Raw genomic sequence first — 13,072 nt, 5'->3', positions numbered from 1 at the left:
CTCAGGCCAACAGGATTAAGCGGCTTAGTGGACCTGCGTGCTGCTGCTGGCGGGCGCACCCTCGCGCAGAACACCGACCAGTTCCTGCAAAGCCTGCGGGTTGTTCTTGAGAATAGCCACATTGGCCGCATCGGGCACAGGCATTTGCGCGCCCCCCTGGCCGGGTGGAATATTGAGCAGGCTGCCGGTCAGCCCCACACAGGTCAGGCTCATGACAAAGCTGCGCGCATCCAGCCCGTGCGCCTTGAGAATGGCATCCAGCCCCGGCACCTGCCCCACAAGGGCAATCTGCTGGTCAAGCGACATGCCCACATGCCCCGGCGGCTGTATTTTGGCAGCCTGAATAGCCCGGAGTGCGGCACTCAGCCGAGGCAGCACATCGGGGGCCAGTTTGTAGTGCAGGGCTGTATCCATATCATGCTGCATGGTGGCAACCTGCTCAGGCGTGAGGGAGGGGGCCTGCGGCCTGCTCCCGCCAACGGGGGCAACGCTCTGGGCCTGTGCGGCCCCGGCCAGCAGCAGGCCCATAGCCCCCAGCACAGTGGACGCCTTGCGAATAAAAACCATGTTTTTCAACCTCTTCATGCTTCAATCACCCATTCGCCCTTCCGCATGAGCGGCACGCGGCCACCCTGTGCGTCCAGCCCATCCACATCAATCTCACCCGAACCGATCATCCAGTCTATGTGGATCATGCTGGTATTGGCCCCACGTGCGGCCAGTGCGGCCTCGTCCTGCCCCTGCGTGTCGCGCATGCATTTGGTGTAGGACTGGCCAAGGGCTATGTGGCTGGCGGCGTTTTCATCAAACAACGTGTTCTGGAACAGCAAGCCGCTGCGCGAGATGGGGGAGGAATGGGGCACAAGCGCGACCTCGCCCAGCCTTCTGGCTCCTTCATCCGTATCCAGCACGCGCTCCAGCACATCCTGCCCGCGGGTTGCGTGCATTTCCACAATACGCCCGGCCTCAAACCGGACCCTGATCCCATCAATCAGCGTACCCTGATGCGAGAGGGGCTTGGTGCTGGCCACGCTCCCTTCCACCCGCAGGCGGTGGGGAGTGGTGAACACCTCCTCGGTCGGGATGTTGGGGTTGCACACAATGCCGTTGCCTGCTTTTTCCGCACCGCCAGCCCAGTCATGCCCATCGGCCAGCCCGACAAGCAGGTCCGTGCCGGGGCCGGAAAAATGCAGGGCGTCGTAGCGCACATCGTTCAGGTAGGCTGCGCGGCGGTGCAGAATGGCGTTGTGGGCCTCCCACTGGGCTACGGGGTCATCCCCCGTAAGGCGGGAGACGGCAAAAATGGCCTGCCAGAGTTTTTCCACCGCCTGCTGCTCGGGCAGGTCCGGGAACACCTGCATGGCCCATGCCGGGGTTGCGGCCGCCACAATGCACCAGTTCACATCAAAATTGGTAATGATCTCCATGGCCGGGCGGTTAACCCGTGCCGCCGCCTTGCTGGCGCGGGAGACGTGGTCCGGGTTCTGCCCCGCCAGCAGGGCCGGGTTGGAGCCGGTAATGGCCATGCGCGCAGCCCCCGCGCGAAAGCCCTCCGCCATGCCGGCGGACAGCCAGCCCGATGCCGTATCAAACGTATTTTCCGCACCATATTTGTAGCGGGCCAGCGTGGTTTCCTCATCCGAATAGAATGTGGTGACCAGCGATGCCCCAGCCTTGTACGCATGTTCCGTAATACGGCGCACCAGCGGCACGGCATGCAGGGGAGCGGTCATGATAACCTGCTGGCCCGGAGCCACATTCAGCCCCGTGCGGGCCGCAACCTCGCCCAGCCGGTCAAGCTGGGCTGCAAATTCGGCCGAAGCCAGATAGCCACCATGGGCCTGCGTGTTGCGTTCTGTCACGTTTATGCCTGTCCTTTTTTGTGGCGTAACCCTTTGGTGCTTATGGGATACGTATGGAGCGCGTCCGTCAACTCCGGGTTTTTACGCCCTGCCCTGCTGGCAGGCTCCATTATGGGCCAACGCATGCCGCAAACTCGCCAGACCCGCCTTTTTTGCTGGCCAGCCGGGTAAAGCCTGCCGGGTGCCCCGGCTTACGCCACGGGCAGTTCAAACGGTTTTAATTCCGCTGGCAGGTAAAGCGGGTGGCACGGCCGCCCGGCATTGCTCAGCCGTAGCGCACACACCGCAATGCCGTGGTCCTGAAGCATCTGCACAACCTGCGGCCCACGGGCGAGCAGCGCCTTGTGGTGGGGCGAGCCATAAGCCGCCACGACCAGATCGGCCTTGCGCGCCATGTCCAGCAAGGCGGCATCGTTGCCGGGGCCTATGGGGTCCGGGGTTTCCAGCAGGCGGAGCTGGTCCGTGCAGCGGTAGGCAAAGGTATTGCCAACATACAGGCCACCATAGCCCCATGCGCGCGCGTAACGCTGGCACTTGGCCACGGTCCGGTCATCCCCGTGTTCGGTTGCGACCGATGGGTTCATCATCAGCCACATGACCAGCGGCTTATCCGCATCCCACACCCGGCGCAGGGTGTAGCGGTAGCAGTCGTCCGGCCCGCCATAGGTGGCGGTACTGACAACATCCCCCGACAGTTTGAGCGGGCGGGACTGGCCTACATGGTGGCCTGCAAACAGATCGTTCATGATACTCCGGCTGGCAGAGGGTTAGGCACGGCTTTCTCCCCCTCGTTTACGGTGCATTGGCGTGTGGCACAAACCCGCATGCGCGGAGCTAGGGGGCAAACCCGGTACGGTCAGCCGGGGTGAGTGCGCGCAGCACCCGGCACGGCACACCAGCCGCCACCACACCTGCGGGCACATCACGCGTAACCACGCTGCCCGCGCCAATAACGCTGCCCTCGCCAATGCTCACACCGGGGGTAACATGCACCCCTGCCCCCAGCCAGACACCGCTACCAATGCTAATGGGCTGCGCGTAACAGCCCCCTGCCGCGCGCTCGTGCATATCCAGCGCATGGTTGGCTGTGTACAGGCCCACACGCGGGCCAAACAGAACATTATCCCCAATTGTAATGGGGGCCGCATCGAGCAGGATGCAGTCAAAATTGGCGTAAAAATTATTACCAATGCTAATATTACGCCCGAATTCGCACCGTAATGCCGGTTCAAAATGCACCTGCTGGCCAACACGACCCAGCAGGGTGCGTAAAAGCGCCTCCCGCTCGACGGCCGGGCGGCCAAAACTTGCATTGTAACGGTTGCTCAGCACAACGGCATCCGCACGGGCCTGCACCAGTTCTGGTGCAAGGTCATTGTACATTGCGCCAGTGCGCATGACCGCCATGTGGTTTTCCAACGTCATACCGTGCCATTCTCCCTACCTCCGGCCTCTGGCCCAACAACGCGGCGCAAAAGGGTGCGCGCAGGCCTAGCCGGGGTGTATTGCGCGCCAGTGTGCCGTGGCTGCCGCCCGGATTGCATCCTGTTCATGCTGTATTTTTTCCGGGTCATACCCAAGAGCCACACACTGGGCGTGCGTAATATACCCTGTTTGCAGCAAAAACAGGGCCAGTTGCTGCGGGTATGGCACCGTACGCACATACGGTGCCGGGCAGGCCGTACGCCCTTTACCCCACGCGGATTTATCCAGCGTGCACCATTTTAGCAGATAAGGTGATTGCGGGTTATAACGTGCCAGCATATAGCGCCACCCGGCCTGCAATTGCCCGGCGTTAGCACTGGTTGCCACATAACCTGCCAGATACCCGTTAACCTCGCGGCTTCTGGGAGCAGGCACATCCTCCTCAGTTGGCAAGATCCTGACGGTCAGCTTTATGTACGGCCTGAAGCGGGGCTGCCGGGTGATGACATTCAGCTTCCCCTGCGCGTATTCATAAATAACGTCCGGCCCTACAGACAGATCATGCGAGGGAAAAACGGCATCAAACCGTTTATCCGGAAAAATGAACTGCCGCCCGCCATCATGAGCAACATCCACCACCGAGGGCGGTCCCGACCCATTCTGTTTGGGTAGCTGAACCGCATACCACTGACCCGCATCCCCTGCCCCCACAATGGCACTGACCAGACAGCAATACGTTCCCCCCGTAAAACCGGACAGGAGAACCTGTGGCAGCACTGCCCCTTGCTCCAGATAGTAAAAAGACAGGTTGAGATCACTAAGTGTCCCTTTTCCTCCGCCTCCGAGCGCTGCAATAACCTGCCTGAAATCAGGGTGCCCCGGAGCACTGGCCACCAGTGTGGCAACCTTGCAAAGCCCCCCTGAGCGTGAAAGCGTAGCCTGCTCCTCCCACTCCAGCAGGCCATGGGAGGGGCAGGGCTGGTGCTCGGCAAACTCCACCCGCATGCTCAACTCCCCGACAGTGACACTCAGAGGTTGAGAAAATGACCGATCCGCAGCGTTAAAAACAATTGCACTGGCAAACGGCCCAACATCCCGAGCGACAGCGGAAAAAGCATCCTGCGCGGGAGCCGCCAGAGCCTGCGTGCCGCAGACAGCCGCCAGAAACAGGCACAGATGAAGGGGAAGCTTTAAATAACGCATGAACACATATCTCTTTTTGTATCTTCTCTGCCCGGCCCGCTTTGCAGGCGCATGCAGAAGGTTTTGAATAGATTGTTATAAATTAAAGACACTTCTTTTACGGGTGCGCTGCTTTCCACCGGGCCGTTGTGCGCGCAATAACCTGCTCCTGCGCCTGCTGTATTTTTTCCGGGTCATACCCAAGAGCCACGCATTGGGCGTGCGTAATATACCCTGTTTGCAGCAAAAACAGGGCCAGTTGCTGTGGGTATGGCACCGTACGCACATACGGTGCCGGGCAATCCTCCTGCCCCGCTCGGCTCCATACGGACTTGTCCAGCGCGCACCAGACGACACCGGTATTGTCCGTCTTGCGGTTATAATGGCGTAACATGAACTGCCACCCGGCCTGCAACTGGCCAAGGTTGGCACTATTGGCCACATATGCGGCCAGAAAGCCATTCACGGCCCCATGGTCAAACCCGCTCATGTTATTAGGAGCAAAGTCATGCCTGAAATACGCGCGCAGGAAAGGCCGGTAAGCCGCCTGCGTGGTGACATTTCGTAACTGCCCCTGTGTGTATTCATAAATCACAATTGGCTTGACCGACCAGACATAGCTTTCAAACCTGTAATTGAAGCGCTCGTCCAGAAAGATAAGCTGCCGCCCGTTATCGTGTTTTATGTCTACGACACCGGACACGCCATCCCCGTCCTGAGGTGGCAGTGCGCTCACATGCCATGTTCCAGTGCGGTCTGCGCCAACAAGAGCACTGACCGTGCAGCAATGCGCGCCGCCTGTGTAACCAGAGAGCAGGAGCTGAGGTGGCCCACCCCCCGCCTCCATCTGGTAAAGGGCAAGATGCAGCGTATCCAGCGCCCCGTTATCCCCGGTCAGCAGGGAGGCAATAACCTGCCGGAACGCCGGATGGTTCGGAGCCTGTGCAACCAGTGTGGCAACCGTGCAGAACTGCCCCTGCCCGGGGGAGGGTCCTTCTCCCTCATCATCCATCAGAATACCGCGGGTCGGACAGGGCTGGTGCTCTGCCACATCCACCTGCACGGAGACATCCGTAAACTTCAGCTCCATGGAGCGGGGTTTTATGTGCTCGAACCTGTCAAACACCAGTGCGCTGGCCAACGGCTGGACCGGGGCCGGGTCACGCTGGTCATCCACCCCCACCTTGGTTGCGGCAGGGGCCGCAGTGCTGGCAACAGTAGCCAGCAGCACACCACACAGACCAAGCGACAGAAGGCCACGCAGCCGGGCGAACCAGATGTTTGGGCGGTACATGCATGCCTCTCCGTGTCTGTGGTTTTCAGCCCAGCCTGCTTTGCGGGTGCAGGCGGGCGTTCAGCAGGGTCAGCACCAGCACTCCCAGTGCTGCTCCCCCTACAGTGAGCATAAGGGCGGGAGCAAGCCCTGCCCCGATCCACCCTGCAAGCCGGGTTTGCACAAGTGCGTTGCTGGCCGCAATAAGATTACCACACTGATACGCCAGCCCCGGAAACGTAGCACGGACAGAAGCAGGGGAAAGCTCGCTCAGATAAGCCGGTACCACCCCCCACGCACCCTGAATACAGAACTGGATGCACACAGCCCCCACCCCAAGCCAGAAAATGGAGTGCGGCAGGGTCCATAACGGCAGCAGCGGAATGGTCAGCGCTGCGGCCACGGCAATGGCATACTGCCGCCCGATGCGCTGGGAGAGCACGCCAAACACCACCCCGCCCGCAATGGCCGCCAGATTGTACAGCACGGCCAGCAGGGTAATGGAGGGAGGAGGCACATGCCGCTCAAGTGCCAGAAACACCTTGGGATACAAATCCTGCGAGCCGTGGCTCATGAAGTTGAAGGCCGCCATAAGCGCCACCGCAAACACGCACAGAGCCATGTTCTGGCGTGCAACCGCCAGCATGCCCGGCGGGCGCTCGGCCCCTGCCCCCTGTGCCTGACGGGCCAGCCAGTCCGGGCTTTCGGGCACACGCAGCCAGATGTAAATGGCCGACACAATAGCCCCGCCCCCCAGCACAAACAGCCCCCGCCAGCCCAGCACGGGCAGGAGCAAGAACATAAGTGAAGCCAGCAGATACCCAGCCGGATACCCGGCCTGCAAAATGCCCGATGCCGTGCCCCGCCATGACGGTGGAACACTTTCCATGATCAGGGAGGTGCCAACCCCCCATTCCCCTCCAAGGGCCACACCAAACAGGGCACGCAGAACCAGAAAAACCGTAAGCGTGGGCGCAAAGGCCGATAAGACCTCGATCAGCGAGTAAATGGTAATTGTGCCGATCAGCACCGGTTTGCGCCCGTACGCATCTGCGGCGCGCCCGCATACAAAAGCCCCTATGGGCCGGGTGATAAGGGTTAGTGTGGGGGCCAGCAGCACTACCTCCAGCGAGGTGGAAAAACTGCGGGCCACATTATCAAGCGTGAACAGGACAATAAAAAAATCGCAGGCATCAAGCATCCACCCCAAAAAGGAGGCGGCCACAACATGCCGGGCTGTTGTACGGTCAATGGGGGAGAGAGCAGTGGCGGCCATGGGGGTACTCCTGCTTGCCGGTTACCCACCTTGTGGCATGCCCGCCATTGGCTTTGCCACGCAGGAATAATCACGAATACGCCAGACCCACGCGCAGGCTATGGCCTGAATAAGCAGAAGGGCCGGGGCGTTACCGCCTCGACCCCCCCGGTCTTGCCGCGCTTAGCAAGATTCCGCTGCGTGCTGGCCACCAAGCCTCAGGCTCGGGCCTGCACTGCTTCTGGCTGCCCAAAGGCCATTTGTCCCCACACGCGCTCGCGCAGCATGGGCACAATGGACTGATCGCTCAGGGCAGACAGATCACCCAGTTCATTGGTATCCCCACTTGCGATCTTGCGCAACAGGCGGCGCACGATTTTGCCAGAGCGTGTGCGGGGCAGATCGGGCACCAGATACACCGCCTCCGGTGCTGCGTACCGCCCGATCAACTGCACCACAAGGCGGCTTATGCCCTCCTCATCCAGCCCGGAGGTTACATCCTTGCGGGGGATGGCAAACACAACCAGCGCCTGCCCCTTGACCGGGTGCTCCACCCCCACGGCCGCGCATTCCACAATCCTGTGGTCCGCGCCCAGAGCGTCCTCCACCTCTGCCGTGCCAAGGCGGTGCCCGGCAATGTTGATCACATCATCCATGCGGCCGGTTATCCAGTAATACCCGTCCTCATCCCGCCTTGCGCCATCGCCTGTAAAATACAGGCCCGGTGCAAGGGCAAAATACGTCTGGCAGAAACGGGCATGGTCACCCCATATGGTGCGCGCCTGACCGGGCCATGAGCGCGCAATGCACAAAGCACCTTCCGCAGCACCCTGCTCCACTTTACCCTGCGGGTCGAGTATGGCCATTTCCACCCCCGGCAGGGGCATGGTGGCCGAACCGGGCTTGAGCGAATGCACACCGGGTATGGGGCCAAGCACAATGCCTGCGGTTTCCGTCTGCCACCACGTATCGGCCACGGGGCAGCGTTTTTTACCCACGACATCGTTGTACCACAGCCACGCATCGGGGCTTATGGGTTCACCCGCAACACCCAGCAGGCGCAGGGAGCCAAGGTTATACCGGTTCACCACCGCATCGCCTTCGGCCATCATGGCACGTACGGCTGTGGGCGCGGTAAAGAGCATGCTCACCTTGTATTCATCAATCAGCTCAAACCACCGCCCCGGCTGGGGGTGAGTAGGCAGACTGTCCGAGATCATGGTGGTGCCACCATTGGCCAGCGGGCCATACACAACCGAGGTGTGCCCCGTAATCCAGGCCACATCCGCCGTGCACCACAGCACATCGCCCGGCTGGTGGGTATAGACCATGCCCATGGTGTAGGCCGCCCAGACCATATACCCACCCGTTGCATGCACAACCGCCTTGGGCTTGCCCGTGCTACCCGAGGTATAGAGCATGAACAGCGGGTCCTCTGCCCGCATGACGGCGGGCACAAAATCTGCCTCGAAATTATCTACAAAATCATGAAAATCGTAGTCCCGGCCTGGCAGCATGGGCACGGCTTCTTCCGATGTGCGCACGACCAGCATGGAGTGCACGCCACTATTGCCCCCGGCCTTACGCAGGGCTTCGTCCATGCTCTGCTTGTACGCCACGGGCTTGTTGCCACGCCATGCCATATTGGCGGCAATAACAGCCACAGCCCCGCTATCCACCAGACGCTCGGCAATACCTTCGGCCGAGAACCCGCCAAACAGCACCACATGCACCGCACCAATGCGCGCGCAGGCCAGCATGGACACAACCGCCTCTGCCACCATAGGCAGGCAGATGGCCACGCGGTGCCCTTTTTCCACCCCCAGATGGGTCAGGGCATTGGCCAGACGGCAGACCCGTTCGTGCAGGTCCTTGTAGGTCAGGCTTTCCGAGCGGCCTGCGGCCTCGCGCTGGCTGATCAGGGCAACCTGATCACCCCGCTCGGTCAGGTGGCGGTCTATGCAGCAGACCGACGCATTCAGCGTGCCATCTGCAAACCAGCTTATGGACACGTCTTTTTCAAAACTGCCGGCAAAGCCCTGTGTGGGCCGCGAGCACCAGTGGATGCGCCGCGCCTGTTGCAGCCAGAACCCGTCCGGGTCGCGCCGGGCATGTTCACGCATGGCCTGCAACTGCTCCGGAGACATAATGGCCGGGTAATGGGGGTAGGCACGCGCCGGGATGAGTGTTTGGTCCGTCATGGTCTTGTATCCCCTGTTCTTGTTGTTTGTGTGGGACAGAAGTCTGCGGTTTTCAGGCTGCGTTGCGGTCGGGCTGTCCAATGTGCGGGAGAACCGTGGCCACAATGCCTGCATCGAGTGTTTCATAATCATAATACCGAAGCGTTTTGTACAGCTCCTCGCGGGTTTGCATCCGCTCAAGCATGGCCTGTGTGCCCCCCGTGCGGGCAATGGTGGCATACAGGTCCGCCTGTGCCCGGTTGGCCGCCCGCAGGGAACTGACCGGCCATATGACCATGCTGTACCCCATGGCCTCGAACTCGGAGGCAGTAAAATAGGGGGACCGGCCAAATTCGGTCATATTGGCCAGCAGGGGCACATCAGGCAGGCGGCGCGCAAACTCCCTGAACATATCTTCCGATATCAAAGCCTCGGGGAAGATGGCGTCTGCCCCGGCCTCATAATACAGCCGTGCACGGGCTACCGCGCCATCCAGCCCTTCCGAGCCAGCGGCATCCGTGCGCGCAATCACCACCATGTCACGCCGGGCACGGGCGGCGGCGGCCACTTTTTGCGCCATCTCCTGAGGGGAGACGAGTTTTTTGTCATTCAGGTGTCCGCATTTTTTGGGCAGAACCTGATCTTCAATATGCACGGCGGCGGCCCCGGCTTCCTCAAACGCGCGGACCATGTTCATCACGTTCAGGGTTTCACCATACCCGGTATCCCCATCCACCAGCACGGGTAGGCCCGTGGCACGCACAACCTGACGGATGAAAAAACACACCTCGTCTATGGTAATAATACCAAGGTCCGGCAGCCCCATGCTGGCGGTCATGGCCGCGCCCGAAAGATAGAGCGCGCCAAACCCACAGTCCTTTGCCTGCAGGGCCGCCTGCCCATTATGTGCACCGGGAATTTGCATAATGCCCTTGCGGTGCATCATGTCCTTAAAACGCTGTCCCGCAGGCGTTGCGGGCAGGTCCTTGCCTACCAGATAGGTCATGCGGCGAACTCCAGTCCATCGCGTTCACGCAAAGGGATGAGCGGGCGGGCATCTGGCCCGGTATAATTGGCGGAGGGACGGATGATTTTTCCATCCATGCGCTGCTCCATAATATGCGCGCACCAGCCGGTCACACGGGCCATGACAAAAACAGGCGTGAACATGGCCGTGGGAATGTTCATGGCGTTGTAGGAAACAGCACTGAACCAGTCGAGGTTAGGGAACATCTTTTTCTGTTCAGCCATAACCCGCTCTATGCGCTCGGCTACGGTATAGAGCCGCATGGTGCCGTTGCGGCGGGAGAGGTCCCTTGCCGTTTCCTTGATAATTTCGTTCCGCGGGTCGGCCAGAGTGTACACCGGGTGGCCAAAGCCGATAATCACCTCCCTGGCCTCCAGCCTGCGGCGGATGTCCGCTTCGGCTTCGTCCGCCGTGTGGTAGCGTTGCTGGATGTCCAGCGCCACCTCGTTCGCGCCCCCATGTTTGGGGCCACGCAGCGCACCAATGGCGGCCGTTACGGCGGAATACATGTCCGACCCGGTGCCCGACACAACACGCGCGGCAAAGGTAGAGGCGTTAAACTCATGCTCGGCATACAGGATGAGCGATGTGTGCATGGCCTGCACCCAGCTATCGGGGGGAGTGGTCCCATGCAGAAGGTGCAAAAAATGCCCGCCTGCACTGGTATCATCCGTATGGGTGTCTATCCGCCGCCCGTGGTTGGAATAATGGTACCAATACAGCAGCATGGATGCGGTGGAGGCTACCAGCCTGTCCGCAATTTCCCGCGCACCTGCGGCGGGGCAGTCGCTCCGCTCGGGCAGGGCGCACCCCAGAACGGACACCGCCGTACGCAGGACATCCATAGGATGGGTGGAAGCCGGCAGGCGTTCCAGAGCCGCCCTTACAATATCGGGAATATCGCGCAGGCTCCTCAGGTGGCGTTTATACCCTTCCAGCTCTGCCGTGTTGGGCAAAAAGCCGTAAATCAACAGGTAGGCGACCTCCTCAAATGTGCAGGCACGGGCAAGGTCTTTTATGTCATACCCACGGTAATGCAGGTCATTCCCGCTATGGCCGACGGTGCTCAGGGCCGTGTTGCCCGCCACGGTGCCGGACAGGGCCACGGATTTTTTGGGTTTTGTGCGGTGCAGTTCGGTGTGCATTGCTGTTGCTCCCCTGCCTTGGTCTTTATGTGTCTGTCAGGACGTGAGGGCCGCGGTCTGCCTGGTATTTTTGGCACCCAGAGCAGACTGGCCGAAGTTGAAAATGCCTTCCACCTTGTTGATCTGCATGTCCTGTAGCGGAATATGCAGTTCAAGCTGGTGGAGTTCCCCCGCCCCGAGTTCTGGCAGGCGCTGCACGGCGGCCAGAAAACGCTCAACTTCCGCCGGAGCCACAATACCTTCTGACAGGGTGCGGAACTTTTGAATGTAATCCGCACGCTGCCACGGCGTTGCCCCCAGCGTATGGGCATTGGCCACGGCCAGCTCGTCTGCCAGCACGGTGCCGTTTTTCAGGCGGATGACAATACGCCCGCCAAAGGCTTTTTTGTCGGGGTCGCTCTCATGGTAGCGTTGTGTCCATTCGGGTTTTTCAATCGTGTGGATTTTTTTCCACAGCCGCACCGTATCGGGCCTGCGCGCCCGTTCGGGTTCGTAGGAGCGCACGTGGTGCCAGCATCCATCCTGCAATGCCACAGCCACAATATACATGATGGAATGGTCCAGTGTTTCCCGCGTGGCCTGTGGGTCAAACTTCTGCGGGTCGTTGGAGCCGGTGCCGATCACGTAGTGGGTGTGGTGGCTGGTTTCGATCAGCACATCTTCCACATCCTCCCAGTTGCTGATTTTTTTGCCCATGCGGAAGGCAAGGTCGATCAGCGCCTGACTTTGGTATTCGGCTGAATGTTCCTTGGTAAAAGAAGACAGGATGGCCCGCTTGGGTTCGCCCATACCCGGCAGGGGCACGGTGTAATGCGCATCTTTACCATCAAGCATCCATGCAATAACCCCATCCTCCCCTTCATAGATCGGGGTGGGGGATGTTTCGCCCAGCATGGCGCGATCGACTGATTCCACAGCCATTTTGCCTGCATGGGCCGGGGCGTATGCCTTCCAGGACGAAATCTCGCCCTTGCGGCTCTGGCGCGTGGCGGTGGTGACATGCAGCGCCTGCCCGATAGCCTGATAAATGACTGAAGGCGGCAGGCGCAGCAACGTGCCAATACCCGCCGCGACTGATGGGCCAAGATGAGCCACATGGTCAATCTTGTGCTTGTGCAGGCATATGGCGCGGGCCAGATCAATCTGAATTTCATACCCAGTGGCAATGCCGCGGATCAAGTCCGCACCACTGCGGTTACACTGCTGCGCCACGGCCAGAATACCGGGAATATTATCCCCCGGATGGGAGTATTCAGCCGCCAGAAAGGTGTCGTGGTAGTCCAGTTCGCGCACAGCGGTGCCATTGGCCCATGTCGCCCACTCCGCATGGACCCGTATATCCGGCCCCATGCCAAACACCGTGGCCCCGCCGGGCCTGCGGTGGGCGAGTGCTTCTGTCCGGGCACTCATGACCGAATGGCGGTTGACCGAGGCCATGGCTACGGCGGCATTGTCAATCATGCGGTTGATGATCATATCTGCCACAGCAGGTTCCACCGCAACCGGGTCGGCCGCGACCTGTGCAATTTTCCAGGCCAGCTGGTCTGCGCGGTTCAGGCGTTCACTCTCTGGGTGTACGCGCACTTCATGATTTTGCATTGTTCCGGCCCTTGCCATCTTGTGATCTGGGGAAACAGTTGCAGACTGTTGCGTAAAGCAGCAGAGGAATAAGAGTAAAAAGAAGCGAAGGAATTCGCGCTCGTTGCAAAGTCTGTGAAGGTTG

At 60.5% G+C, this 13,072-nt stretch carries 11 protein-coding genes; all 11 read right to left on the bottom strand.

The genetic code is table 11. The annotated features are described in order from the left end of the window. Positions 1–24: 24 nt before the first annotated feature. Complete coding sequence (locus ACSYTG_RS02225) at positions 25–585, bottom strand: hypothetical protein (RefSeq protein WP_489783933.1); 561 nt, start codon at positions 583–585, stop codon at positions 25–27. Continuing rightward, positions 582–1,826, bottom strand: coding sequence for an aminopeptidase (locus ACSYTG_RS02220; RefSeq protein ID WP_415437584.1), 1,245 nt, complete (start codon positions 1,824–1,826; stop codon positions 582–584). The genes ACSYTG_RS02225 and ACSYTG_RS02220 overlap by 4 nt, the downstream gene beginning before the upstream one ends. Positions 1,827–2,053: 227 nt before the next feature. Beyond that, a complete protein-coding gene (locus tag ACSYTG_RS02215; RefSeq protein WP_095349757.1) occupies positions 2,054–2,608 on the bottom strand; it encodes a DUF1643 domain-containing protein in 555 nt (184 codons plus the stop codon). Between the two features lie 88 nt (positions 2,609–2,696). After that, the gene (locus ACSYTG_RS02210) at positions 2,697–3,287 is read right to left on the bottom strand and encodes a sugar O-acetyltransferase (protein WP_489783934.1); all 591 of its coding nucleotides are present in this window, start codon (positions 3,285–3,287) and stop codon (positions 2,697–2,699) included. 66 nt (positions 3,288–3,353) lie between these two features. Beyond that, positions 3,354–4,490, bottom strand: coding sequence for a thylakoid lumen protein (locus tag ACSYTG_RS02205; protein ID WP_489783935.1), 1,137 nt, complete (start codon positions 4,488–4,490; stop codon positions 3,354–3,356). A 97-nt stretch (positions 4,491–4,587) separates the two neighbouring features. Further along, positions 4,588–5,763, bottom strand: a complete 1,176-nt coding sequence (locus ACSYTG_RS02200; protein WP_489783936.1) for a thylakoid lumen protein — start codon at positions 5,761–5,763, stop codon at positions 4,588–4,590. A 25-nt stretch (positions 5,764–5,788) separates the two neighbouring features. Continuing rightward, on the bottom strand, positions 5,789–7,018 hold the full coding sequence (locus ACSYTG_RS02195) for an MFS transporter (RefSeq protein WP_086645783.1): 1,230 nt from the start codon (positions 7,016–7,018) through the stop codon (positions 5,789–5,791). A 197-nt stretch (positions 7,019–7,215) separates the two neighbouring features. Continuing rightward, positions 7,216–9,198 (bottom strand): acetate--CoA ligase, encoded by a 1,983-nt coding sequence (gene acs, locus ACSYTG_RS02190; protein WP_489783937.1) that lies wholly within the window; start codon positions 9,196–9,198, stop codon positions 7,216–7,218. Positions 9,199–9,250: 52 nt separating this feature from the next. Next, positions 9,251–10,183, bottom strand: coding sequence for a methylisocitrate lyase (gene prpB / locus ACSYTG_RS02185; RefSeq protein ID WP_086645781.1), 933 nt, complete (start codon positions 10,181–10,183; stop codon positions 9,251–9,253). Next, positions 10,180–11,349 (bottom strand): bifunctional 2-methylcitrate synthase/citrate synthase, encoded by a 1,170-nt coding sequence (prpC, locus tag ACSYTG_RS02180; RefSeq protein ID WP_489783938.1) that lies wholly within the window; start codon positions 11,347–11,349, stop codon positions 10,180–10,182. The genes prpB and prpC overlap by 4 nt, the downstream gene beginning before the upstream one ends. A gap of 36 nt (positions 11,350–11,385) precedes the next feature. Then, a complete protein-coding gene (locus tag ACSYTG_RS02175; RefSeq protein ID WP_489783939.1) occupies positions 11,386–12,948 on the bottom strand; it encodes an MmgE/PrpD family protein in 1,563 nt (520 codons plus the stop codon). Positions 12,949–13,072: the final 124 nt, after the last annotated feature.

The sequence above is a fragment of the Acetobacter sp. ESL1128 genome, from assembly GCF_058505085.1.
Note: the sequence above shows the minus strand (reverse complement) of the source record. Positions and strands in the feature narration are given on the sequence as shown.